The organism is Methylobacterium currus (genome assembly GCF_003058325.1).
GTDB classification, from domain to species: Bacteria; Pseudomonadota; Alphaproteobacteria; order Rhizobiales; family Beijerinckiaceae; genus Methylobacterium; species Methylobacterium currus.
The window spans coordinates 2,171,770-2,192,475 of sequence record NZ_CP028843.1; the positions used below are offsets into that span (position 1 = coordinate 2,171,770).

Here is a 20,706-nt window from a genome sequence, read left to right on the forward strand (position 1 = left end):
ACTACCCCACCCCCAGACCGTTAACCGGCCGCACTTCATGGCCCCTTGAAGTCTTCACCTTCAGCCCCGCCGGCAGCCGCCGAGCGGGGTTCTTTCGTGTGATCCGCCTTCATCCATCAGATGGATGGACGTCGAATTGCTGGAAGCGCACATTCTAGCTGCGTCGAGAGGCGCAAACTGAAGCATCGATCTTACTTCAGCCCGCCAGGGTCACCCTGCTGCGGGCATTTCTGTGTCTGGCCCCACCCCTCCGGCCACGGCACGTCCTGGCCGATGACGAGGCGCAGCGGCCCGCGCAGCCAGTCGGTCATCGGATCCGGCCCCTTCTCGTCCCGCCACAGAAGCAGCGGCTGGTCGCGCTCGGCGTGCCAGCGCAGCGCCTCGTCGAGGCCCGCGCGAACGGCCTCGACCGCCTCCGCCTTGCTCGCGGCGCGCCCCGCCTTGGTCAGCCTCGTCGCCGCCGGGTAGGTCAGCGACCAGACCCACTCGCGCCGCCCAAGGCCGTCGGGATGGGTCTTGTAGATCCGGCCGAGCTGACCGCCGGCGAGGATCGCGACGAAGTCCGGGCCGCGCTCGGGCCAGGTGTGGCGCCAGATGATCGGGCCGTCACTCACTCCTCAGCACCGCCATACATCCCCACGAAGTCCCGAGCCCGCTCGTAGGCCCATCGGATCAGGCCGGCTTCAAGCGGGTCGCTCGGGTCCAGGTCCTCCCAGGCGGGGCACTGCTGGATGCGGTGACGGGTGAGTTCATGAAGCTCGCGAGCGATGATGTCGATCGGCTCGGGCTCGGCAGGCGGGTGGGTCACGGCTTGTGTCTCATGGACTGAACGCTAGGCCCGTTGTCTCGCATGAGAGGCCGGTTCGCTTAACACAAGCATCCTCTCATCCAGCCGCCGCGCCGCCCGCCTCACCCCCACCACAGCACCCAAGACGCAAGATAGGACCAGGGCGGAGGTGAGGACGAGGTAGGTGGTGGGGGCCACTGAGGCTCTTGCTGTAGAGGGTACAGCACTCGTGGATCGGGTACGGGTCTTTGCTCTTCGCCTGAACGATGAGCGTTCCGTCTTCCTCGTAACTATCCACGAACGCCAGATGCTTGAGGCGCAGCAGGTCTGTCATGCGCCATCCTCGGCAGCCTCTTTGCTCGGCTTCTGCCGCTCGCGACGCTTCAGATCGCGCTCAATGGCCTCGCGGATTACGTCGGCCCGATCTTGCTCACCGCGAACAGCCTCGATCCGCTCCCAAGTCTCCTCGGTGAGCCGGAGCAAATAGGGCTTATCGTAGCGCTTCGGGCGGGCCATCCGCCGCTTTGTCGGGGATATCTGCTCAGGAGTCAAAGGCATATCTGCCACCACGCTTAACGAATATCTGTTATTGACGCGTAACAGATATCTGCTATGGTGGATAGGGGATATCCACTAAGGAGGCTTCGCGTGAAGGACTACAACGATAACGATGTCCGGTTCATCCGTGGCATGATCCCGCACCACGAGATGGCAATTCGAATGGCGAGCACGGAGATCGTCTACGGATCGAACCCTTGGGCGAAGCAGTTGGCGCTTAGCATCAAGGCCGCCCAGAAGGCAGAGATTGATCAGATGCGCGCGTGGCTCACACAGCGCGGGCTGTCCGAGTCTGGAGGCGGACATTCGATGTAGTCGTAGTCGCAGAGGAGATTTGATCCGCGCAGCAGCGTTGCTCATCGCTGAAGTGGAGCGGGTAGGCCGTATAGAGGCGCGCGTTAAATGAAACACAACTTAGAGGGCTATAGCGCTGTTCTCGCGGTCGTTCGCTCCGCTTGGGCGCTCGTCGACAACACGGCTTATCACGATTGGCTTCCGCTCACCGTTAGCCGCGATGATTGGAATGACTTGGTGGCCGACCTCAACAGGCTGAAAGCGTTCATCCCGCCTGACGAGCTACCAGCTGAGCCGCCTCACGCGGTTACCTGTCTGTTGCCTGGGCGGCTATCAACCCCAAACGACGAAGCGGGCTTCAAGCCCGCCCCTCGTCCATCAACCTCGAATGACGAATGACCTTCCAGACCACCGCGCCGCGCTGACGGCCGAGCAGCAGAGGAGAGAGCATGTCCAGTGACGAGACCACGATGGAGCAGAAGCTCCAGGACAAGGGACTGAATGCCCCGCGTCTGACGCCAGCGCTGATCGACGCAACGATCACCGGCGAGGCCTTCCACGTCTTCCCCGGCACCACCCTGACCGTCTGCGCCCTCACCCTGCGCAACGGCTTCATCGTCACCGGCACCAGCGCGGCAGCCAGCCCGGAGAACTTCGATGAGGCGATCGGGCGTGAGATCGCCCGGCGGAACGCCCGCGAACGGATCTGGGAGCTGGAGGGCTACCTGCTGCGCGAACGCCTGCACCAGGGGAGCGCGGCTTCGACGTGAAAGCGGTTCGCTCCATCCTGCGGATCCGGAAGAAGGACCACTCCGAGCGCCAGGAGGAAGAGGCGATCCAAAAAAACCAGTTTCCAGGCATGGATCGCTCTCTGGCGCTTGCGTCGGTATCGCGCCAGCCAACGTCCACTCGGCCGGTGCCCGGCATGCTGTCGAACAGTCGGACCGCGATTTCCTCGACTGCCTCTCGTTCATCCTCACTCATTCCCCATCTCCCTCAGCACGGAGAGCAGACCGGCCGGCTTCGGTGATCTGATAGGTGGTGCCGAGGCCCACCTTTCGTCCATCCACATAGCCTTGTGCCACCAGCCAAACGAGGGGCGGGTAGGTGGCATGGACCGGGCGCCTCTGTTCCGCCAAGTCCTTGAGCAGCGCACGGCGCGGGCCGGTCAACTTCACCAGCTTTGACATGTCTCTCTCCTCCCCCGCATCAGGAGCGGGACGGTGTGGTCACGCCCCGCCGAACAGCCTGGGCAATCAGCCACTCGCCGAATGCAAGGGCTTGGCCCCATTCAAGTCGAGTGGATTGGCTGATTTCGTCCTCGCTGTTCGTCATGGTGACCAAGCACCGCCCGTCCACCGCAATCGCCAAGATATCTTCATCGCCTTGAGTGCCGTAGACCGTTACCCGATCGTCCAAATTGTCCATCCTCCCCTCCCTTACTGTCCATCAGCCTGAGAGATAGCGGCGCGGATCTGGATCCAGATCTCGCACATCTCCGTGCCTAGTTCCCGCCTAGCATCGGCATGGCTGGGATCTGTCCAGGCCAGCGTCATCGAGGCGTCTGCCGCCTTCAGAACGGAGAGCATGGTGGCGTTGTCCGCCGCGATCTCGGCGGCCAGATCCTCAACCTGTCGGCGCTTGTCCCCGTGCAGACGGTTGATCTGCCGGCCGCTCATATCGGGCAAGCGACCTGAACCGCCTCATCAAGGTCGCTGATGCCGGCGGCGAACACTCGCACCCGGTGGGCGACACGCTCAAGGTGGCAGATGTAGGTGTCCCCGACTTTGTCGAACTGCCCGAGGTGGGCGTGGCGAGCGAATGCCTCCGCGTCTCTGGCGGTACGGACGAGCGGCGGCAGGACGAGCTTGCGGTCTGGCATGGGTCGTTCTCCGTGTGCCGGACTGTGCCGACTTTTGTGCGGACGCCGTTTTGAGGCGGCGTCCGGCCGTTCGGGGCCCCCGAAGGGGCGTGAGAACGACTGCGGAACGAACTGTGCCGAGATTTGTGTCGTCGGACGATGGCGTCAAATGAGTCCAGAGTCGCTTCTGGCGCCGCCTAATCCTAAGATTTTCCAGTGGTTTAGCTGGTGCCGGCGGAGGGGATCGAACCCCCGACCTTCGGTTTACAAAACCGCTGCACTACCGCTGTGCTACACCGGCTAAGTGCCTCAAACGTTTGCCGTCACTGGCAAATCACAGGCGCCAGGGGCGACATAAACAGCGTTTGTGCACGTCCCGTCAAGGCACAAAACTCGGCGCCTCCGACCCTGGCCGCAGTCCAGTGGATACCGCCGCCGGAAGCTCGCAGATGCGTGGCGTGCCTGATTCTGTGCCTGTCGCTGCGGAGCCTGGACGAGCGAGGCGACGCCACCCGCGCCGGGGCGAAGCGGGAGCCGATCCCTTCCGCATCGAAAAACCGCGCCGAATGGTGCAGGGCATCGCTCCGGAGCATGCCACCCCGCCGTCGCTGCACTGCAACATCACGTCGCAGCCTTCGACCTTGGTCCAATCCTGGCACGCGAATCGCTCCGCCCGAGGCGGCGCGAGCGTCCGTCCGGCCTGGATCTCCGCCCGATCCGCTTCCCAAGCGGCCGATGGAGGTAGCATGGCGGATTTTCTCACCGTCGCCCTGGTCTGCGCCAGCACCCTGGCGGCGCCGGATTGCTCCCGCGAGACGGCGCTCGACGTGGCGGTCGCCCCGGCACCGACGCCGATCACCTGCCTGATGCAGGGCGAGACCCTGGCGGCGCAGAGCGGCTTCGTGCGCGGACAAGAGACCTACCTCAAGGTCGCCTGCGAGCGCCGCCGCACCGCCGCGCTCCGCCCGGAGGCGGAGGCCCGCTGACGGAGCGAGCAGGCTTCGGGGGATGGATGGACCGGCCGCGCCGGTTTATGGCCTCGCCTCCCGTTGCGCGTGCGTCGGCGTGGTCCCACCTGGGTTAGACGCGGCCCCGCCTGCGCATTGAGAGAGGAGCGTCCCCCCGCCCCATGCAGATCGAAGCCGTTCCGCCGCAGACCCATCTGCCGCCCCTCGCCAAGCTCGCCCTGGAGCTCGGCCCCCTCGGGGTGTTCTTCCTCGGCAACGCCTATGCCGACCGGTTCGGCTTTGCGGCCGACCAGCGCCTGTTCGTGGCGACCGGGCTGTTCATCGCCGCGACCCTGGTGGCGCTCGCGGTCCACTACGTCTGGGTGCGACGCCTGCCGATCATGCCGCTCGTCTCCGGCGTGGTGGTGGTGGTGTTCGGCGGCCTGACCCTGCTCCTGCGCGACGAGCTGTTCATCAAGCTCAAGCCCACCATCGTGAACAGCCTGTTCGGGGCGGTGCTGCTCGGCGGCCTCGCCTTCGGGCGGCCGCTGCTGGCCCTGGTGCTCGACAGCGTGTTCGATCTCACCCAGGAGGGCTGGCGCAAGCTGACCTTCCGCTGGGGCCTGTTCTTCTTCGTGCTGGCGGCGCTGAACGAGGTGGTATGGCGCACCCAGACCACGGATTTCTGGGTCAGCTTCAAGGTGTTCGGCATCATGCCGCTCACCCTCGCCTTCGCCCTCGCCCAGACCCCGCTGCTCCTGCGCCACGAGCGCAAGAAGGACGAGCGCAAGAAGGACGGGGGCCAATCGGGTCAGGCTTGAGCGGGACGCGGTGCCGCAGCCGGAACGGGCGCCGGGTATCGACGATTCATCCCGTCATGAGCCCCGCGCCCCCAAACCCACCCAGACAAGACCTCGCCGACAAGGCCCTGACCGAGAAGGCCCTGACCGAGAAGGCCTTGGCCATCCATCGCCGCCTGTGCGGGGTCTATGGCTGCCCGATCCCGTACTTCCACGATCTGGACCCAGTGAGCGAGCTCGTCTCCTCGCTCCTCTCCCACCGCACCCGCAACGCGGAGTCGGGCCGGGCGTTCAAGGCCCTGCGGGTGCGCTACCCGGATTGGGACGCGCTCATCGCGGCGCCCACCGCCGAGGTGCAGGAGACGATCGCCGGGGTGACCTGGCCGGAGCTGAAGGCGCCGCGGATCCAGGCGGTCTTGCGCGCGGTGCGGGAGCGTGCCGGCGGGCTCGATCTCGGTTTCCTGCGGGAGAGGCCGGTGCCGGAGGCCCGCGCCTGGCTCGAGGCGATCCCCGGCATCGGACCGAAGACCAGCGCGGCGGTGCTGTCGTTCAGCGCCTTGCGGATGCCGGCCTTGCCGGTCGACAGCCATCACCACCGCGTGGCCCAGCGTACCGGGCTCATCGGCCCGAAGGTCGATGTCGGGCCCTCCCACGCCATCTTGCGGGCGCAGCTGCCGGCGGAGTGGGACGCGCAGCACCTCTACGACAACCACGAGGTGCTGATGCTGCACGGCCAGCGCTGCTGCTTCCACCGCAACCCGGGCTGCGGACGATGCGCCGTGCTCGATCTCTGCCCCACCGGCCAGGCCCGGACGGGGGCCCGCGCCGCACGGGACACGGTGGCGCTGCACCCCTGATGCGGCGCGCTTGATTCCCCTCCCGGAACGGTCCAGAACGCCGCGCCCGCGGGATTGTGACAGCCCTCGGCCAAGGGACCGATCACGATGCCCGCGTTCAAGGAACTGGTCTTCTCCGGCGTCCAACCGACCGGAAACCTGCATCTCGGCAATTATCTGGGCGCGATCAAGCGCTTCGTCGCCATGCAGGCGCAGTTCGAGTGCCTGTACTGCGTCGTCGACCTGCACGCGATCACGGTCTGGCAGGACCCGGAAGAGCTGACGCGGCAGATCCGTGAGGTCACCGCGGCCTTCCTGGCGGCGGGCATCGATCCGGCCCGCTCGGTGGTGTTCAACCAGAGCCAGGTGCCGCAGCACGCCGAACTCGCCTGGATCTTCAACTGCGTCGCCCGCCTCGGCTGGCTCAACCGCATGACGCAGTTCAAGGAGAAGGCCGGCAAGGACCGCGAGAACGCGAGCGTCGGGCTCTACGATTACCCGGTGCTGATGGCGGCCGACATCCTGGCCTACCGCGCCACCCACGTGCCGGTGGGCGAGGACCAGAAGCAGCACCTCGAGCTGACCCGCGACATCGCCCAGAAGTTCAACAACGACTTCGCCGGCGCGATCCAGCAGCAGGGCCACGGCGAGGCGTTCTTCCCCATCACCGAGCCGCTGATCGGCGGGCCCGCCGCCCGGGTGATGAGCTTGCGCGACGGCACCAAGAAGATGTCGAAGTCGGACCCGTCCGACTATTCGCGCATCAACCTCACCGACGATTCGGACGCCATCGCCCAGAAGGTGCGCAAGGCCAAGACCGACGCCGAGCCCCTCCCCTCCGAGATCGCCGGCCTCGAGAAGCGGCCGGAGGCCGACAACCTCGTGGGCATCTTCGCGGCGCTCAACGAGGCGAGCCGCGAGGACGTGCTGCGCGAGTATGGCGGCGCCCAATTCTCCGCCTTCAAGGGCGCGCTGGTCGATCTGGCAGTGGCCAAGCTCGGGCCGATCGGCGCCGAGATGAAGCGCCTCGTCGCCGATCCGGGCCATATCGACGCGGTCCTGGCCGACGGCGCCGCACGGGCGGAGGCGATCGCCGCCCCCAACATCGCCGCGGTGAAGGACATCGTCGGCTTCGTGCGCCGGCGCTGACGGGCGGCGTGCGCCACGCCCGCCCCGTGAGACAGGCTTTCACCGCAACGCCGTCCCGCGACTTCGTCCACCTCCGTCGCGACCCGGCGAGCGGCATCGAGGCGGTGACGGCGCGGTTCCTCGGCCACGCCTACGACATGCATCACCACGACGAGTGGCTGGTCGGCGTGACGCATGAGGGCATCCAGGACTTCTACTGCCGCGGCGCCCGGCGGCAGAGTACGGCGGGCCGGGTGATCCTGATCGAGCCCGGCGAGCGCCATGACGGGCAGGCGGTCCGGGAGCCGGGCTTCCGCTACAGCATGCTGTACCTGCCGCAAGCCTGGCTGCGCGACCGGATGGGCGGCAGCGACGCGCGGATCGGCTTCCGCCGCACCCTCGCCGAGGACCGCGGGTTCGGCGGGGCGATCCATCGGGCCTGCCGCGCCGTGTTCGGCGCCGCCTCGCCGCTGGTGACCGACGCGGCCCTTGACGCGCTCGCCGGTCCTCTGCGCCGGCATCTCGGCGCCGCGGAGCCGAAGCCGCCGCCCGACGGCGATCCGGCGGTCGCCGAGCGGGCGATGGACTTCATCCGGGCGCACGCGGCGACGGCCTTCGGCCTCGACGCGCTCGCCCGGGCGGCGGGCGCCGCGGACCGGTTCCAGCTCGCCCGCGCCTTTCGCCGACGCTTCGGCACCTCGCCGCATGCCTGCCTGATCGAGATCCGCCTGGCGCAGGCCCGGGCGCTGCTGCGGGCCGGAATGCCGCCGGCAGAGGCGGCTTCGGCCGCCGGCTTCTCCGACCAGAGCCATCTCGGCCGCCGGTTCCGGCGGGCCTACGGCCTCACCCCGGCTGTCTACCGGAGCGGGCGCACGAACGTTCCAGACGCCGCCGCCGTGCTCGGCTAGCCCTGCGGACCATCACCCGCAGGGAGACCCCGATGTTCGACACCAAGGTGGCCATCCTGGTCCGCGACGACCTGGCCGTGTGGCAGAAATTGAACGTCACCGCGTTCCTGGCGACCGGCATCGCTGGCGCCGTGCCGGAGGCGATGGGCGAGCCCTATCGCGATGCCGCGGGCCGCCGCCACGCCCGGCTCCTCGGCCAGCCGATGCTGATCTTCGCCGCCACCGGCGACGTGCTGCAGCGGGCCTGGCAGCAGGCGATCCAGCGCGACCTCATCCGCAGCGCCTATGTGCGGGCGATGTTCGAGACCGGGCACGACGCGGCCAACCGCGAGGTGTTCGCCCGCGAGCCCGCCGACGCGCCGGACCTGGTCGGCCTCGCCCTCCACGGCCCGAAGAAGGACATCGACAAGGCCACCAAGGGCGCCTCGCTCCATCCCTGACGGTCGGGCCCGTCTGGGCCTGCGCTGAGACGAGAGAGGGCGCGGGCCGTCAGCCCGCTTGCGGCGGCCGATACGGGGGCCTCGATCTCTCAGGCAAGGACCGGCGGGCGTGGCGGGGGCGGCGCCCGCCCCGCCCTCTCCGGCACGCCCGACATGCGAATTTGCGTCAGCGTGCGGCCTGCGGCGCCGCACCGACGGCTCGCCGCTCCGCCGGCTCGCGCGTGTCGGCCGCCTCCTGCGCCTCGACGCGGCGCTTGAACGCGCCCCAGGCCATCAGCGTGCAGCCGCAGCGGTCGCACTGGATCATGGCGTCGTCGGTCAGGTCGGCCGGAAGCCGGACCCCCGGTGAGCCGCAGGACTCGCATCCGAAACCGCTGCGCATCTCGTGCCTCCCTCGCTCCCGACCTCATTGCGGTTGCGAGCTTAAGCATGCTGCGCTGCACGCGAGATGAACGGAATCGGAGAGTCCGGATTAACGGCCCATCTCCAGCTCGAAGGCCGAGACGACGTGGCGGGGCCAGCGGCCCGGCGCCACGAACACCGCATCGGCCCTGAGCGTCAGGCCGGCGCTCCAGGGCGCGCGGGCGATCCAGGCCCGGGCGGCCCGGGAAACCAGGCGGCGCTTGCGGGCGTCTATCGCCCCATGGGCCTCCTCCAGGGTCGGCCGGGCCTTGACCTCCACGAAGGCGACGGTGCTGCCGCGGCGCACGATCAGGTCGATCTCGCCGCCGCCGATCGCGACGCGCCAGGCCAGCGGCCGATAGCCCTTGAGGAGGAGGGCCAGGACCGCCAGCAGCTCGGCCCGGCGGCCGCGGGCCAGATGGAGCCGGCGGCGCGCCGCCTCACGCGTCGCCGGCATCGTCGGCGCGGCGGGCGAGGACCAGGGCGCGGGCATAGACCTCGCGCCGCTTCAGGCCGGTCTCGTCGGCGACGAGGCTGGCGGCGTCCTTGATCGAGTGGCGGGCGAGCGCCGCCTCGAGGCGCGCATCGAGATCGGCGTCGGCTTCCGGTCCCGGCGCGTCCTCGGGCGCGGTGCCGATCACCACCACCACCTCGCCCTTCGGCGGGCCGGAGGCGGCGTACTCGGCGGCCAGGCCCGCGAGGTCGCCCCGGCGCACGGTCTCGAACAGCTTGGTCAATTCGCGCGCCACCGCGGCGGGCCGCGTGCTCCCTAAGACCTCGGCGGCGTCGGCCAGCATCTCGGGCAGGCGGTGGGGCGCCTCGAACAGCACCAGGGTGCCGGGCACGCCGGCGAGCACCGCCAGGCGGTTGCGCCGCGCCCCGCTCTTCTGCGGCAGGAAGCCCTCGAAGAAGAACCGGTCGGTCGGCAGGCCCGCCGCGACGAGCGCCGTGATCGCCGCCGAGGGGCCGGGGATCGGGGTCACGGCGAGGCCGGCCTCGATCGCAGCCTGGACCAGCTTGAAGCCCGGATCGGAGACCAGGGGCGTGCCGGCATCCGAGACCAGCGCCAGGGCCTCGCCGTCCTTCATGCGGGCGATCATCCGCTCGCGCACCCCCTCCCCCGAATGCTCGTGGTAGGCGACGAGCGGAGTGGTGATGCCGTAATGGGCGAGCAGCGTGCGGGTGACGCGGGTATCCTCCGCCAGCACCGCATCGGCGGCGGCGAGCGTCGAGAGCGCCCGGAAGGTCACGTCCTTCAGGTTGCCGATCGGCGTCGCCACCACGTGCAAGCCGGGGGACAGGGGCTCGGCCTCCGCGGCGAGGCCGAAGGCGGTGTAGACGGCCGGCCCTCGGCCGGTCGCGGCGCGGTCCGAGGACCGCCGGCGGGAATCGTCGTTGCGCTGGGTCATCGCCGCCATAGTGCCATGCCCGGCCGGCGCCGCGCCATGGCGCGGCGGAGGGGAGCGGTCGTTTACTTTTCGGCGGCAGACTTTATTCACCGGGCACGGATGTTGCTGCGAGGTTGCCGGCGCCGATTCGCGGCGCGCGGGAGCCGGACCGGAGGGAGCGGGCGATGGGGGGCATCGGCCTCGACACTCTGAGGCGTTTCGGGCAGAGCGCCGTCGTGCTCGCGGCCCTGCTCGGGCTTGCCGCCTGCGGCGGGGTCGACAGCCCTGTCGTCGCCACCCGCTCCACGCCGGTCGAAGCGCCGGCCGGCCCGTCCGGCGGCGGGGCGACGCTCGGCACCGGCAGCGTCACGATCGCGCTGATCCTGCCGCTCTCGGGCCCGGGTGCGGCCGTCGGGGCAGCCTTGCGCAACGCGGCCGACCTGGCGCTGCAGGAATCGCAGAGCCCCGACCTGAAGATCCTGGTGAAGGACGACCGGAGCACGCCGGACGGCGCCCGGGAGGCCGCGGCCGCCGCGCTCGCCGAGGGGGCGGAGCTGGTGATCGGCCCGCTCTTCTCGGCCACGGTGCAGTCGGCCGCCGCCACGGTACGGCCGACCGGCAAGCCGGTGATCGCCTTCTCGACCGATGTCAGCGTGGCGGCCCGCGGCGTCTACCTGCTGAGCTTCCTGCCCCAGACCGAGGTCGACCGGATCATCGACGAGACCACGGCGGCAGGGCGGCGCTCCTTCGCGGCCCTGATCCCGGATTCGATCTACGGCCACGCCGTCGAGGCGCAGTTCCGCGAGGCGGTGGCTCGACGCGGCGGCCGCGTGGTGGCGATCGAGCGCTATCCGGCCGGCAACCCGGCCGCTTCGGTCGGGCGCCTCGCCCCGCTGATCGCCGGCCCGGCGCCGCAGGCCGACGCGCTGTTCGTGCCCGACACACCGGAGGGCCTGAGCGCCGCCGGCGCGGCGCTGACCCGCGCCGGCTTCAACCCGGCCCGGGTCAAGCCGGTCGGCACCGCGGTGTGGAACGACCCGCGGGTCTTCGCCCTGCCGGCCTTCCAGGGCGGCTGGTTCGCCGCCGCGGACCCGGCGGGCTTCACCGGCTTCAGCCAGCGCTACCGGGCCCGGTTCGGGACGGATCCGGTGCGGGTCGCGACCTTGTCCTACGACGCCGTGTCCCTCGCCGCGGCACTCAACCGGCAATACGGGTCGCAGCGCTTCGCCGACACGACCCTCACCAACCCCTCGGGCTTCGCCGGAATCGACGGCACCTTCCGGTTCCGCCCGGAGGGCACCAGCGACCGGACGCTCGCGGTGTTCGAGATTCGCGGGGGTGCTGCGACGATCGTCAGCCCGGCGCCCCGAGCGCTGGGGCCGTCGGGAACGTAGTCACGCCGCGAGCTCGGCCACCACGGCGTTGAGCACCGGTGCGCCCTTCGGCGTCGCGGCGAGGCGGTCATCGGACGTGCGCGCGACGAGCCCGGCCGCGATCAGGCCGGCAATGCGGTCCGGATCGAGGGGCCGGCCTGCGAGCGCCGCGTAGCGGGCGGGGTCGATGCCCTCGCGCAGGCGCAGGCCCATCATCAGGAACTCGTCGGCCTGGTCGCCCGGGCTCAGGGCTTCCGTGTCGACGATGCCATGGCCCTCGCCCTCGGCCCGGGCGAGCCAGGCCTCCGGGTTGCGCTCGGTCGCGGTGCCGGTGCGCCCCGCGGGCAGGACGAGGCGGCCATGGGCGCCGGGGCCGATGCCCGCATACTCGCCGTAGCGCCAGTAGAGCAGGTTGTGGCGCGACTCGGCGCCGGGCCGGGCGTGGTTCGAGATCTCGTAGGCCGGCAGGCCGGCGGCCGCGCAGACCTCCTGGGTCACGTCGTAGAGGGTGCGGGCGGTGTCGTCGTCCGGCACGGTCAGCTTGCCGGCGGCGGCCAGCCCGTAGAACGGCGTCCCCTCCTCGATGGTGAGCTGGTAGAGCGAGAGGTGCTCGGCCGCCCGGGCGATCGCCTCGCGCAGCTCCGCCGCCCAGGCCTCGGGCGTCTGGTCGGGGCGCGCGTAGATCAGGTCGAAGGACGTGCGCTCGAAATGGGCGGCTGCGGTCTCCACCGCCCGCATCGCCTCCGCGGTGCTGTGCAGCCGGCCGAGCTTCTTCAGCGAGGCGTCGTCGAGGGCCTGGACGCCCAGCGAGACGCGGTTGACCCCCGCCGCCCGGTAGCCGCGGAACCGGCCGGCCTCGACGCTGGTCGGGTTGGCCTCCAGCGTCACCTCGACGTCCGGCGACACGCTCCAGGCCCCCGCCACCGCGTCGAGGAGCGCCCCCACCGTCGCGGGCTCCATCAGCGAAGGCGTGCCGCCGCCGAGGAAGATGCTGGTGACGGTCCGCCCCGGCGCCAGGGTCGCCGCGTGGGCGATCTCCCGCGCGAAGGCGGCCCGCCACCGCGCCTGGTCGAGGCGACCGTGGCGGACATGGCTGTTGAAGTCGCAATAGGGGCACTTCGCGGCGCAGAAGGGCCAATGCAGGTAGACCCCGAAGCCGACGTCCCGGGTCGGATGATCGATCATCCGGCGGATGTGCCGACCTTGAGGCCGCGACGCAAGGGGCTGCGGCCCTATACCGGTAGCCCGTGATGCCGCCGGGCGATCAGGCATTCCGGGTCGCCGGGCTCGCAGGTGCGGCAGACCTCGGGACGCACGGCGTAGACCTTGCACGCCACGCGTTCCCCGACGCGGCCCTCGAGGGCGGAGCAGCGATCGCCCTCGCAGCGCATCCGCCCGGCCGGGTCGTCGACGTAGACCGCCGGGATCCGGGCGATGTCGGCATCGTCCTCAATGCTAAAGCGCGGCCACTCGGCCGAGTACGCGCAGCAGGCCCCGCATTCCTGGCAGGAGAAACTTTGGCAGGAGAAACTTTGGCAGGAGACATTCGCCGGGTCGGCGGGTTTCTCCGGGTCGGCAGGGATCTCCGAGTCGGGAGGACTTGGCGTCACGGGCTCAGGCCCGGCGCCGCCGGCGGGATCGGGCGCGGGCGGCCGTCGTCGTCGATCGCCACGAAGGTGAAGATCCCGACCGTCACCTTCTCGCGGGTCTGGGTGCGGAAGCGCCGGGCCCAGGCCTCGATCTGGATTCGCATCGAGGTGCGGCCGGTGCCGACCACCTGGGTGTAGACGCAGAGCACGTCGCCGACCCGGACCGGCCGCAGGAAGGTCATGCCGTCGACCGCCACGGTGACGACGCGGCCTTGCGCCCGCTCGACCCCGGCGATGCCGCCGGCCTGATCCATCTGCGACATCACCCAGCCGCCGAAGATGTCGCCGTTGGCGTTGGTGTCGGCCGGCATGGCGATGGTGCGCACCGTGAGATCGCCCTGCGGCCGTGCCGCTTCCCCGGTCGTCGCGTCCGTGGTCATGATGCGCCGCGCTCCCCCCTGGTCTCCCGCGCGAGCATAGGGCATCGAGGCGCCGGAGTGCGAGCGCCCCGATTCGAAAGCCCCGCGGTTTCTTCCTCCCGCGGACGGCCCTAGTGTCGGCGGCACGCCATCAGCCGGAGGACGCATCATGATCCAGGGCCATCCCACCAGCGGCGCCGAAGCCGACCGCGACTGCCCGGTTCCCCTCGCGACCCTCGGGGAGATCTACCGGGCCGAGCCGGAGGACCTGCCGGACCTTCTGAACGCCCTGCCGGTGCAGACCCGCGCCAAGCTCGCGGGCTATCTCTACGCCAAGAGCCACACCCACAAGCTCGGCCTCACCGTCGCCCGGACCTGCGACAAGGACGACCTGGTGAAGGCGCTCGGCGAGATCGGCGCCGTGGTCCACGGCCAGGCCCACCTGCCGCCGCCCAAGCCCGTCCAGGCGGCCCCGGCGGCGCCCCAGACCCGCAAGATCAGCCTCGGCGGGTCCGGCTCGAAGCGCAGCTTCGATTGACGAGGCCGCGGGCCCGCGAGGGCCCGCCCCTTCAGGCGGGTTCGGTACCGCACCACTCGGCGACGAACAACGCCATGGCGGTGGTGATGCGCTGGAGCGAGGCGAGGCTGACCCGCTCGTCGAAGCCGTGGATGTTCTCGCTCTTCGGCCCGTAGCAGAGCGCCGGCACCCGGTCGTAGAGGGCATGGACCCTCGTATCGAGGTAGCCGGCGGTCATGAAGCTCTTGAGCGCCTTGCCCGTCGCCGCCTCATGCGCCCGGCCGAGGACGGCCTCGGCCTCCGAGCCTTCGTCGAGCACGTAGCCTTCCGCGAAGAAGCCGTGGAAGGTGACGCTCGGCGGGCTGTTCGACAGGAAGGCGTCGTCGCGGGCAAAGGCCGCCACCGCCGCCTCGATCTCGCGGGCCGCCTCCGCGGCGCTGGTGCCCGGATAGATCGCGATGCGGCAGTCGATCCGGCACCAGGCCGGCACCGAGGAGGCCCAGTCGCCGCCCTCGATCCGCCCGATATTGAGGTTGATCGGGTGTGCCTCGCCCTCGAAATGCGGCCGGCCGGCCTTGTCCTCGTTCCAGCGCGCCTCGAGCTGCCGCAGCGCCCCGATCACCCGGTAGGCGGCGTCGATGGCATTGGCCCCCGTCCCCATCTCGCGCACATGGACCGGCCGGCCCCGGACCTCGACCCGGAACCACAGCACGCCGGTATTGGCGCGCACCAGCATCTCCTCCTCCGGCTCGGGGATCAGCACCGCGTCGGCGCGGTAGCCGCGCAAGTGGGTCATCAGGGCGCCGTTGCCGGTCGATTCCTCCTCGACCACCGATTGCAGCGTCACGGTGGCGGCGGGCTGGAGCCCGATCCGCCGGAGCGCGTCGAGGGCGAACAGGTTGGCGGCGTGGCCGGCCTTCATGTCGGCGCCGCCGCGGCCATAGAGCCAGTCGCCCTCGACCACCGGCTCGAAGGGCGGGTGGGTCCAGAGGTCGGCGGGTCCTGCCGGCACCACGTCGACATGGGCCTGGAGGATCAGCGAGCGCCCCCGCTCCTCCCGCGGCCGGTGGATGCCGACGACGATCGGCGCCTCGGAATGCTCCGGGCTGAACCTGGCGCCGCCCGGATGCGCCTCGATCTGCTCGCGGTCCATCGCGAAGCGGTCCATGGCGTAGCCGCGGTCGCGATACTCGCGGAACACGAAATCCTGGATCGCCTGCTCCTCGCCGCGGGTCGAGGGGAAGCGGATCAGCGCCTGCGTGTGGGCGATCTGGTCGGAAAAGCCGTCGGCGACGGCCGTGATGATGCGGTCGCGGAGGGCGGGATCCAGGGGCATCGGGGGCTCCTCTAAGGGCGCTCCCGTCATAGCCCGGAGCGCCTGCGGCACCTATGCGCTGGGCGCTGGCTCGCACGCCGCGGTGTCCGGCCTCCCCGCCCCGTCCCGCATCTCCTTCCGCCGACACTCTCTTCGTGCAGGCCCGTTCCGGGCCCGGAAAGCGGGAGAGATCATGTCCCCAGCCGCCCGATGATATGGTCCGCCACCCGCAGCGCGTTGGCGATGATCGTCAGCGTCGGGTTCACGGCGCCGATCGACGGGAAGAAGCTCGCATCCGTCACGTAGAGGTTGTCGAGCTCGTGCGCCTTGCAGTGGAGGTCGAGGACCGAGGTCGCCGGATCGGGGCCGAAGCGCAGCGTGCCGGCCTGGTGGGCGGTGCCGCCGATCGGCACGTCCTTGCCGAGATAGAGCGAGCGGTCGAACAGGTGCGGGTGGATGTCGAGCTTCGCGCAGAGGTCGCGCAGCTTCGCCTTCAGCCGGTGCAGGGCCTCCTCGTTGGTCTGCTTCAAGTCCAGCCGCACCGTGGCCCCGTCGTAGAAAATCCGGTTCTCCGGGATCGGCAGGTCCTCGGTGGTGAGCCAGAAATCCAGCGAGTGCTGGGCGAGCCAGTCGAACGGCTTTTCCGGAAACCATTGCAGGAAGCCCGGGAGGCCCTCGCCGCGGATCTGCACCCCGTCCGACTTGCCGACCATCTGGATGTGGCCGAGGGGGAACTCCCAGTCGTCGGACCCGAAGTAGAAGTCGTTGAGGCCCAGCGTCTTCTGGAACCTGGTCGGGTTCGGGGTGCGCGAGATGGCGAGCACCGTCGAGTTGTTGTGCCGCATGTAGTTGCGGCCGACCTGGCCCGAGCGGTTGGCGAGCCCCTGCGGGTGGGCGTCGCTGGCGGAGCGCAGCAGGAGGAGTGCCGAGGACAGGGCGCCGCAGGCCACCACCACGATATCGCCGGTGAAGGTCTCGGTGGCGCTGCCGCGCTTGACCTCGACGCCCGTGACGGTCCGCCCGGCCGGGTCGGTGAACAGACGGTCGACGTAGGAATGGGTCTTGAGGGTCAGGTTCGGATGCGCCGCGAGCGCCGGGTCGACGCAGGCGATCTGCGCATCGGCCTTGCCGTTGGTGATGCAGGGATAGCCGTCGAAGGCGTCGCAGCGGATGCAGGCCGAGTGCGGCAGCGGCTTGCCGTCGCGCTCCTCCAGCCGTACCCCGACCGGCAGGTGGAACGGGTGATGCCCCTCACGCTTCAGGCCGTCGAACAGCTCCTGGATCCGGGGCTCGTGGGTGATCGGCGGGTAGGCATAGGGTTTCGAGGCGGGCGGCTCGGTCGGGTCCTCGCCGCGCAGGCCGTGGACGTAGTAGAGTTCTTCCGCCGCCTGGTAGTAGGGCTCGAACACGTCGTATTTCAGCGGCCATTCCGGCGAGATGCCGTCCGGGTGACGGATCTCGAAAAAGTCCTTCTCGCGGAGGCGGAGCAGGACCGAGCCGTAGACCTTGCTGTTGCCGCCGACGCAATAATGCAGGCCGGGATGGAAGCTGGAGCCGTCGGCGCCGTACCAGGTCTCCGGTGCCTGGTAGCGGGCATCGACGAAGACCGCCTGGCTGTCCCAGTTCTCGCGCTCCCGCGGCAGATAGTCGCCGCGCTCCAGGAGCAGGATGCGCTTGCCGGTCTGGGCGAGCCGCCACGCCATGGTGCCGCCGCCCGGCCCCGAGCCGATGATGACGACGTCGTAGTGCCGGTTCTCGCTCATTGGTGGTCCCCTGGGCGATCCCTTTCCGGCGGCAGGCGCGGGATGATCCGGGCCGTTCGCTCGTGCCGGAGGCGCATATGGCGGGGCTGGCGCGAACGTCGACCCGCCCCAGTTAGCTTTTCGCAGGCGCACAACCGGCAGCGGAGATCGTCGACGGATGGCCACCTTCAGCATCGCGGTCGCCTTCGGGGTCCGGCTCCTCCTGGTGCTGCTCTTCCTGCCGTTCAGCGCGCTGGACAAGATCCTGAACTTCCGCGGTGCGGTGGGCCAAGCCAAGCAGGCCGTGCATTCCACCGGCTCCGCCACCCTGCTGATCCTCATCGGCCTCTTCGTCGAGATCGTGATGTCGCTCGGCATTCTCACGGGCATCGCCGACCGCTTCGCCGCCTTCGTGCTCGCCGGCTATTGCGGCGTCACGGCGCTCCTCTGGAAGCAGTTCTGGAAGCCGGGCGATTTCTGGTCCGGCGGCAAGGGGCGCGAGCTTTTCTGGGATTTCTGGAAGAACCTCGCGCTCGCCGGCGGGTTTCTGCTCGTCACCTTCGGCACCGGGGCGGCGACGGTGGAGACCTTCTTCTCCCATCCCTTCGCCTCGTCGAGGCCCTACAGCGTCAGCGAGACCGCCCGATGAGCAGCGACACGCCCAAGATCCCCTATTGGCACCTCTGGGCCGACGCGGACGGGATCAGCCACCAGACGCGATGCGCCTTCACCGAGTTCGAGGAGAAGTCGATGTCGCCGCCGGCCCCGCCGCAATGGCAGGGGCAGAAGACCCATGACGGCGCCACGGTGTTCGTGACCGTGCAGCCGGTCGGCTGGACCGGCGACTGGCACCCGAACCCGAAGCCGCAATGGATCATCCCGCTGTCGGGCCGCTGGTTCGTCGAATCGATGGACGGCACGCGGGTCGAGATGGGCCCGGGCGAGATCTCGTTCGGCGAGGACCAGAACGTCCGCGAGGTCGACGGCAAGAAGGGCCACCGCTCCGGCACGATCGGGGACGAGCCCGCGGTGCTGATGATCGTCCAGTACGATGCCCCCCCGACCACCGGGGCGGCCTGCCGGTTCCGGTGACGTCATGGACGGGTTCGAGATCCACGACGAGCGCTTCAAGCATTACATCCTGGGCAACGCGCCGCTCGAGGAACTGGGCTCCGGCTTCCGCTGGATCGAGGGCCCGGTCTGGATGGCCGATGCCGATTGCCTGCTGTTCCAGGACCTGCCGCGCAACCGCACGATGCGGTGGATCGAGGGCGCCGGCTTCTCGGTCTACCGCGCCCCCTCGAACTACGCCAACGGCCAGACCCGCGACCGGCAAGGGCGCCTGATCGCCTGCTCGCATCGCGGCCGCTGCCTGTATCGCACGGAGTATGACGGCACGGTCACGACCCTCGTCGAGCGCCATGCCGGCAAGCGCCTGAATGCGCCGAACGACGTGGTGGTGAAATCCGACGGCACGATCTGGTTCAGCGATCCCGTCTACGGCATCTCGAACGACTACGAGGGCGGGCGGCAAGCCTCGGAGCAGCCGCCGGCGCTCTACCGCTTCGACCCGGCGACGAACGAGATCACCGTGATGGCGGGCGACTTCGACGGGCCGAACGGCCTCGCCTTCTCGCCCGACGAAAGCCGCCTCTATGTCGCCGAGACCGGCGACCAGTCGAAGCCGGATCCGCGCCAGTACATCCGGGTCTTCGACGTCGCGCCCGACGGCGCGCTCTCGGGCGGCGACGTCTTCCACACGATCTCGCCGGGCTATTGCGACGGGATGCGGGTGGATGAGGACGGCAATGTCTGGTCGAGCGCCGCGGACGGGGTGCATTGCCTCAGCCCGGAGGGCAAGCTGATGGGCAAGATCCTGGTGCCGCATCGGGTCTCGAACCTCACCTTCGGCGGGCCGGCCAAGAACCGGCTGTTCATCGGCGGCTCGCACACGCTCTATTCCATCTTCCTCGACCGGCGCGGGGCGCAGACCCCGTGACGGGCCGTCCCCCGGCGGCCTTGCGCCTCGCCCGGATCGTCCTCGTCGCGGCCGATCCGGACTGCCTCGCGAGCTTCTACCGCGAGGCTTTGGGCTTCACCGCGGCCGAAGCGCCGCCGGCCTCCGACCTTCCGGGGGCGTGGGCGCAGGTCGTGCCCCTGCGGCTCGGCGACCAGCGCCTCGACCTCGTGGCAGCGTCGCCGCCGGGCCGGCCCTATCCGGGCGACGTCCCGGGCTTCAGCCCGCTCTTCCAGCACTGCGCCATCATCGTCTCCGACATGGCGGCGGCCCATGCCCGGCTGTCGGCGCATCCGGGCTGGCGCCCGATCTCCACCGGCGGCCCGGTGCGGCTGCCCGAGACCTCGGGCGGCGTGACCGCGTTCAAGTTCCGCGATCCCGAGGGCCATCCCCTCGAACTCCTGGCCTTCCCGCCGGACGCGACGCCCGCGGCCTGGCGGCGGACGGCGCCGGGCGGCCCGTTCCTCGGCCTCGACCACTCGGCGATCTCGGTCGCCGAGACCGCCCGCAGCGTCGCGTTCTACGAATCCCTCGGGCTTCGCGTGGCGTCGCGCTCGCTCAATACCGGGCCGGAGCAGGCTCGCCTCGACGCCGTTCCCGATCCGACGGTCGAGGTGACCGGCCTCGGCTTTCCGGACGGGCGGCCGCCCCATGTCGAGCTGCTGTGCTACCGCGGTGACCTTCCGCGGCCGGCCTCCGACCTCGCGGTGAACGACGTTGCGGCGACCCGGCTGGCGATCGCGATGCGAGATGCCGACGCCGTGGCGACGGCCTGCGCCGCCCATGCCGGTCGGCTCGTATCGGGCCGGACCGTCCCGCGATCCGGCGGCGGCGCGGAGGCACTGCTGCGCGACCCGGACGGGCACCTGGTGTGGCTGACGGTCAATCGTCCTGCGGATGATGCGCGACCGTGAATCCCTCCTCCGCCGCGGGAGGCACGAAAAAGCGCGTGAACAGGTCGAACTCGTCGTCGCTCACGGTGAATTCATGCGCGCCGGCGGCGTTCCGGCGGCGCAGGCGTGCCTTGCACAGAGCATCGTCGGCCTCAAGCTCATGGAGCTGGTGCGCCGCCTCCGCCTCTTGGACGATCGTCCGCATCCAGGCCCGGCTCTCCGGCGTATTGGCGGGGAAGTCGAGCACCACGGACAGGCCGGCTCGGAGCAGCGCGACGAGGTGCGGCCCCATCACGCCGCGCAGGCGGCGGCTGTTGCGGACGCAGTCGGCAAGCGTCGTCTGCTCGCCCGGATAGAGGCCGGCGAGCCACGGGTCCTCCCGGACCAGGATCGTGCCGGGCCGCGCGGCCAGGGCAACGGCGAGCGTCGATTTTCCAGCCGAGATCTAGCCGCACTGGGGATGCAGCACCGCGTCGGTGACGGGCATGATCG

Annotated in this window: 30 protein-coding genes, 1 tRNA gene and 1 pseudogene; 15 read left to right on the forward strand and 17 right to left on the reverse strand. The window is 70.0% G+C overall.

Going from position 1 to position 20,706, the window contains the following annotated elements:
* Positions 1–191: 191 nt before the first annotated feature.
* From DA075_RS10360 to DA075_RS10370, 3 genes are all read right to left on the reverse strand, one after another.
* Complete coding sequence (locus tag DA075_RS10360) at positions 192–614, reverse strand: hypothetical protein (protein ID WP_099953140.1); 423 nt, start codon at positions 612–614, stop codon at positions 192–194.
* Entirely contained in the window at positions 611–808 is a 198-nt protein-coding gene (locus DA075_RS10365; protein WP_099953141.1) for a hypothetical protein, read from the reverse strand. Before DA075_RS10365 ends, DA075_RS10360 begins: the two co-directional genes overlap by 4 nt.
* 309 nt (positions 809–1,117) lie before the next feature.
* Positions 1,118–1,303: a hypothetical protein gene (locus tag DA075_RS10370; protein ID WP_099953142.1), complete on the reverse strand. Its 186-nt coding sequence runs from the start codon at positions 1,301–1,303 to the stop codon at positions 1,118–1,120.
* A gap of 132 nt (positions 1,304–1,435) precedes the next feature.
* On the opposite strand from DA075_RS10370, the gene DA075_RS10375 reads away from it, so the two are divergent.
* The 3 genes and pseudogenes from DA075_RS10375 to DA075_RS37425 form a co-directional block, all read left to right on the forward strand.
* Complete coding sequence (locus DA075_RS10375; protein WP_164712290.1) at positions 1,436–1,660, forward strand: DUF305 domain-containing protein; 225 nt, start codon at positions 1,436–1,438, stop codon at positions 1,658–1,660.
* A 428-nt stretch (positions 1,661–2,088) separates the two neighbouring features.
* Positions 2,089–2,409 carry a Gp49 family protein gene (locus tag DA075_RS10380; RefSeq protein ID WP_099953144.1) on the forward strand — a complete coding sequence of 107 codons (321 nt, stop codon included), beginning with the start codon at positions 2,089–2,091 and terminating at the stop codon, positions 2,407–2,409.
* A pseudogene (locus DA075_RS37425) lies at positions 2,397–2,477 on the forward strand (GapR family DNA-binding domain-containing protein); the annotation flags it as partial. The gene DA075_RS10380 and the pseudogene DA075_RS37425, both read left to right, overlap by 13 nt.
* Before the next feature lie 142 nt (positions 2,478–2,619).
* Here the strand turns inward: DA075_RS37425 and DA075_RS35890 are convergent.
* From DA075_RS35890 to DA075_RS10405, 5 genes are all read right to left on the reverse strand, one after another.
* Positions 2,620–2,829, reverse strand: coding sequence for a helix-turn-helix domain-containing protein (locus DA075_RS35890; protein WP_123834252.1), 210 nt, complete (start codon positions 2,827–2,829; stop codon positions 2,620–2,622).
* A gap of 19 nt (positions 2,830–2,848) precedes the next feature.
* Positions 2,849–3,067: a hypothetical protein gene (locus DA075_RS10390; protein ID WP_099953145.1), complete on the reverse strand. Its 219-nt coding sequence runs from the start codon at positions 3,065–3,067 to the stop codon at positions 2,849–2,851.
* Between the two features lie 11 nt (positions 3,068–3,078).
* Entirely contained in the window at positions 3,079–3,327 is a 249-nt protein-coding gene (locus DA075_RS10395) for a hypothetical protein (protein ID WP_123834254.1), read from the reverse strand.
* Positions 3,315–3,521: a hypothetical protein gene (locus DA075_RS10400; protein ID WP_099953147.1), complete on the reverse strand. Its 207-nt coding sequence runs from the start codon at positions 3,519–3,521 to the stop codon at positions 3,315–3,317. The genes DA075_RS10395 and DA075_RS10400 overlap by 13 nt, the downstream gene beginning before the upstream one ends.
* A gap of 205 nt (positions 3,522–3,726) precedes the next feature.
* A tRNA-Thr gene (locus DA075_RS10405) sits at positions 3,727–3,801 on the reverse strand.
* Between the two features lie 445 nt (positions 3,802–4,246).
* Between DA075_RS10405 and DA075_RS10410 the strand changes: the two genes are divergently transcribed.
* The 6 genes from DA075_RS10410 to DA075_RS10435 all read left to right on the forward strand — a co-directional run bounded on the left by DA075_RS10410 (position 4,247) and on the right by DA075_RS10435 (position 8,559).
* Positions 4,247–4,486, forward strand: coding sequence for a hypothetical protein (locus tag DA075_RS10410; RefSeq protein ID WP_099953148.1), 240 nt, complete (start codon positions 4,247–4,249; stop codon positions 4,484–4,486).
* A 143-nt stretch (positions 4,487–4,629) separates the two neighbouring features.
* On the forward strand, positions 4,630–5,268 hold the full coding sequence (locus DA075_RS10415) for a septation protein A (protein WP_099953149.1): 639 nt from the start codon (positions 4,630–4,632) through the stop codon (positions 5,266–5,268).
* Between the two features lie 56 nt (positions 5,269–5,324).
* Positions 5,325–6,104: an endonuclease III domain-containing protein gene (locus DA075_RS10420; protein WP_099953150.1), complete on the forward strand. Its 780-nt coding sequence runs from the start codon at positions 5,325–5,327 to the stop codon at positions 6,102–6,104.
* Between the two features lie 87 nt (positions 6,105–6,191).
* Positions 6,192–7,232, forward strand: a complete 1,041-nt coding sequence (gene trpS, locus DA075_RS10425) for a tryptophan--tRNA ligase (protein WP_099953151.1) — start codon at positions 6,192–6,194, stop codon at positions 7,230–7,232.
* Positions 7,233–7,258: 26 nt separating this feature from the next.
* On the forward strand, positions 7,259–8,119 hold the full coding sequence (locus tag DA075_RS10430; protein WP_244936556.1) for an AraC family transcriptional regulator: 861 nt from the start codon (positions 7,259–7,261) through the stop codon (positions 8,117–8,119).
* A gap of 32 nt (positions 8,120–8,151) precedes the next feature.
* On the forward strand, positions 8,152–8,559 hold the full coding sequence (locus DA075_RS10435; RefSeq protein WP_099953153.1) for a DUF2000 domain-containing protein: 408 nt from the start codon (positions 8,152–8,154) through the stop codon (positions 8,557–8,559).
* A gap of 166 nt (positions 8,560–8,725) precedes the next feature.
* On the opposite strand, the gene DA075_RS10440 is transcribed toward DA075_RS10435, so the two are convergent.
* From DA075_RS10440 to rsmI, 3 genes are all read right to left on the reverse strand, one after another.
* A complete protein-coding gene (locus DA075_RS10440; protein ID WP_099953154.1) occupies positions 8,726–8,941 on the reverse strand; it encodes a hypothetical protein in 216 nt (71 codons plus the stop codon).
* Positions 8,942–9,031: 90 nt separating this feature from the next.
* Complete coding sequence (locus tag DA075_RS10445) at positions 9,032–9,418, reverse strand: YraN family protein (protein ID WP_099956525.1); 387 nt, start codon at positions 9,416–9,418, stop codon at positions 9,032–9,034.
* Positions 9,402–10,370 carry a 16S rRNA (cytidine(1402)-2'-O)-methyltransferase gene (gene rsmI / locus DA075_RS10450; protein ID WP_099956524.1) on the reverse strand — a complete coding sequence of 323 codons (969 nt, stop codon included), beginning with the start codon at positions 10,368–10,370 and terminating at the stop codon, positions 9,402–9,404. Before rsmI ends, DA075_RS10445 begins: the two co-directional genes overlap by 17 nt.
* A 164-nt stretch (positions 10,371–10,534) precedes the next feature.
* On the opposite strand from rsmI, the gene DA075_RS10455 reads away from it, so the two are divergent.
* Complete coding sequence (locus DA075_RS10455) at positions 10,535–11,743, forward strand: penicillin-binding protein activator (RefSeq protein ID WP_099953155.1); 1,209 nt, start codon at positions 10,535–10,537, stop codon at positions 11,741–11,743.
* Here DA075_RS10455 and hemW read toward each other — a convergent pair whose 3' ends face one another.
* The 3 genes from hemW to yciA are packed head-to-tail and all read right to left on the reverse strand — an operon-like array spanning position 11,744 to position 13,751.
* A complete protein-coding gene (gene hemW, locus DA075_RS10460; protein WP_099953156.1) occupies positions 11,744–12,907 on the reverse strand; it encodes a radical SAM family heme chaperone HemW in 1,164 nt (387 codons plus the stop codon). It abuts the gene before it with no gap.
* Between the two features lie 47 nt (positions 12,908–12,954).
* Positions 12,955–13,305, reverse strand: a complete 351-nt coding sequence (locus DA075_RS10465) for a YkgJ family cysteine cluster protein (RefSeq protein WP_099956526.1) — start codon at positions 13,303–13,305, stop codon at positions 12,955–12,957.
* 23 nt (positions 13,306–13,328) lie between these two features.
* The gene (gene yciA, locus DA075_RS10470; protein ID WP_099953157.1) at positions 13,329–13,751 is read right to left on the reverse strand and encodes an acyl-CoA thioester hydrolase YciA; all 423 of its coding nucleotides are present in this window, start codon (positions 13,749–13,751) and stop codon (positions 13,329–13,331) included.
* A 148-nt stretch (positions 13,752–13,899) separates the two neighbouring features.
* Here yciA and DA075_RS10475 point away from each other — a divergent pair, with 148 nt between their 5' ends.
* Positions 13,900–14,268 (forward strand): hypothetical protein, encoded by a 369-nt coding sequence (locus tag DA075_RS10475; RefSeq protein ID WP_099953158.1) that lies wholly within the window; start codon positions 13,900–13,902, stop codon positions 14,266–14,268.
* 31 nt (positions 14,269–14,299) lie between these two features.
* On the opposite strand, the gene DA075_RS10480 is transcribed toward DA075_RS10475, so the two are convergent.
* Together DA075_RS10480 and DA075_RS10485 are read right to left on the reverse strand one after the other, a co-directional pair.
* The gene (locus DA075_RS10480) at positions 14,300–15,583 is read right to left on the reverse strand and encodes an ArgE/DapE family deacylase (protein ID WP_099953159.1); all 1,284 of its coding nucleotides are present in this window, start codon (positions 15,581–15,583) and stop codon (positions 14,300–14,302) included.
* A gap of 170 nt (positions 15,584–15,753) precedes the next feature.
* A complete protein-coding gene (locus DA075_RS10485) occupies positions 15,754–17,325 on the reverse strand; it encodes a GMC oxidoreductase (RefSeq protein ID WP_099953160.1) in 1,572 nt (523 codons plus the stop codon).
* A gap of 157 nt (positions 17,326–17,482) precedes the next feature.
* On the opposite strand from DA075_RS10485, the gene DA075_RS10490 reads away from it, so the two are divergent.
* Genes DA075_RS10490 through DA075_RS10505 form a run of 4 tightly spaced genes read left to right on the forward strand, consistent with a single transcriptional unit; the run spans position 17,483 to position 20,235 of the window.
* Positions 17,483–17,953 (forward strand): DoxX family membrane protein, encoded by a 471-nt coding sequence (locus DA075_RS10490; protein ID WP_099953161.1) that lies wholly within the window; start codon positions 17,483–17,485, stop codon positions 17,951–17,953.
* The gene (locus DA075_RS10495) at positions 17,950–18,396 is read left to right on the forward strand and encodes a cupin domain-containing protein (RefSeq protein ID WP_099953162.1); all 447 of its coding nucleotides are present in this window, start codon (positions 17,950–17,952) and stop codon (positions 18,394–18,396) included. The genes DA075_RS10490 and DA075_RS10495 overlap by 4 nt, the downstream gene beginning before the upstream one ends.
* 4 nt (positions 18,397–18,400) lie before the next feature.
* Positions 18,401–19,303, forward strand: coding sequence for an SMP-30/gluconolactonase/LRE family protein (locus DA075_RS10500; protein WP_099953163.1), 903 nt, complete (start codon positions 18,401–18,403; stop codon positions 19,301–19,303).
* Positions 19,300–20,235: a VOC family protein gene (locus DA075_RS10505; RefSeq protein ID WP_099953164.1), complete on the forward strand. Its 936-nt coding sequence runs from the start codon at positions 19,300–19,302 to the stop codon at positions 20,233–20,235. Before DA075_RS10500 ends, DA075_RS10505 begins: the two co-directional genes overlap by 4 nt.
* Here the strand turns inward: DA075_RS10505 and DA075_RS10510 are convergent.
* Complete coding sequence (locus DA075_RS10510) at positions 20,204–20,659, reverse strand: P-loop nucleotide/nucleoside kinase family protein (RefSeq protein ID WP_164712540.1); 456 nt, start codon at positions 20,657–20,659, stop codon at positions 20,204–20,206. The two genes, DA075_RS10505 and DA075_RS10510, sit on opposite strands and share 32 nt — an antisense overlap.
* Positions 20,660–20,706 lie beyond the last annotated feature (47 nt).

What these genes read in the sequence shown, in the direction of transcription:
- DA075_RS10370 (WP_099953142.1), bottom strand. Translation starts at nt 1,303, where the DNA reads ATGGCCCGCCCGAAGCGCTACGATAAGCCCTATTTGCTCCGGCTCACC.
- DA075_RS10380 (WP_099953144.1), top strand. Translation starts at nt 2,089, where the DNA reads ATGTCCAGTGACGAGACCACGATGGAGCAGAAGCTCCAGGACAAGGGA.
- DA075_RS35890 (WP_123834252.1), bottom strand. Translation starts at nt 2,829, where the DNA reads ATGTCAAAGCTGGTGAAGTTGACCGGCCCGCGCCGTGCGCTGCTCAAG.
- DA075_RS10390 (WP_099953145.1), bottom strand. Translation starts at nt 3,067, where the DNA reads ATGGACAATTTGGACGATCGGGTAACGGTCTACGGCACTCAAGGCGAT.
- DA075_RS10400 (WP_099953147.1), bottom strand. Translation starts at nt 3,521, where the DNA reads ATGCCAGACCGCAAGCTCGTCCTGCCGCCGCTCGTCCGTACCGCCAGA.
- DA075_RS10410 (WP_099953148.1), top strand. Translation starts at nt 4,247, where the DNA reads ATGGCGGATTTTCTCACCGTCGCCCTGGTCTGCGCCAGCACCCTGGCG.
- DA075_RS10415 (WP_099953149.1), top strand. Translation starts at nt 4,630, where the DNA reads ATGCAGATCGAAGCCGTTCCGCCGCAGACCCATCTGCCGCCCCTCGCC.
- DA075_RS10420 (WP_099953150.1), top strand. Translation starts at nt 5,325, where the DNA reads ATGAGCCCCGCGCCCCCAAACCCACCCAGACAAGACCTCGCCGACAAG.
- trpS (WP_099953151.1), top strand. Translation starts at nt 6,192, where the DNA reads ATGCCCGCGTTCAAGGAACTGGTCTTCTCCGGCGTCCAACCGACCGGA.
- DA075_RS10435 (WP_099953153.1), top strand. Translation starts at nt 8,152, where the DNA reads ATGTTCGACACCAAGGTGGCCATCCTGGTCCGCGACGACCTGGCCGTG.
- DA075_RS10440 (WP_099953154.1), bottom strand. Translation starts at nt 8,941, where the DNA reads ATGCGCAGCGGTTTCGGATGCGAGTCCTGCGGCTCACCGGGGGTCCGG.
- DA075_RS10445 (WP_099956525.1), bottom strand. Translation starts at nt 9,418, where the DNA reads ATGCCGGCGACGCGTGAGGCGGCGCGCCGCCGGCTCCATCTGGCCCGC.
- rsmI (WP_099956524.1), bottom strand. Translation starts at nt 10,370, where the DNA reads ATGACCCAGCGCAACGACGATTCCCGCCGGCGGTCCTCGGACCGCGCC.
- DA075_RS10455 (WP_099953155.1), top strand. Translation starts at nt 10,535, where the DNA reads ATGGGGGGCATCGGCCTCGACACTCTGAGGCGTTTCGGGCAGAGCGCC.
- hemW (WP_099953156.1), bottom strand. Translation starts at nt 12,907, where the DNA reads ATGATCGATCATCCGACCCGGGACGTCGGCTTCGGGGTCTACCTGCAT.
- yciA (WP_099953157.1), bottom strand. Translation starts at nt 13,751, where the DNA reads ATGACCACGGACGCGACGACCGGGGAAGCGGCACGGCCGCAGGGCGAT.
- DA075_RS10475 (WP_099953158.1), top strand. Translation starts at nt 13,900, where the DNA reads ATGATCCAGGGCCATCCCACCAGCGGCGCCGAAGCCGACCGCGACTGC.
- DA075_RS10480 (WP_099953159.1), bottom strand. Translation starts at nt 15,583, where the DNA reads ATGCCCCTGGATCCCGCCCTCCGCGACCGCATCATCACGGCCGTCGCC.
- DA075_RS10485 (WP_099953160.1), bottom strand. Translation starts at nt 17,325, where the DNA reads ATGAGCGAGAACCGGCACTACGACGTCGTCATCATCGGCTCGGGGCCG.
- DA075_RS10490 (WP_099953161.1), top strand. Translation starts at nt 17,483, where the DNA reads ATGGCCACCTTCAGCATCGCGGTCGCCTTCGGGGTCCGGCTCCTCCTG.
- DA075_RS10495 (WP_099953162.1), top strand. Translation starts at nt 17,950, where the DNA reads ATGAGCAGCGACACGCCCAAGATCCCCTATTGGCACCTCTGGGCCGAC.
- DA075_RS10500 (WP_099953163.1), top strand. Translation starts at nt 18,401, where the DNA reads ATGGACGGGTTCGAGATCCACGACGAGCGCTTCAAGCATTACATCCTG.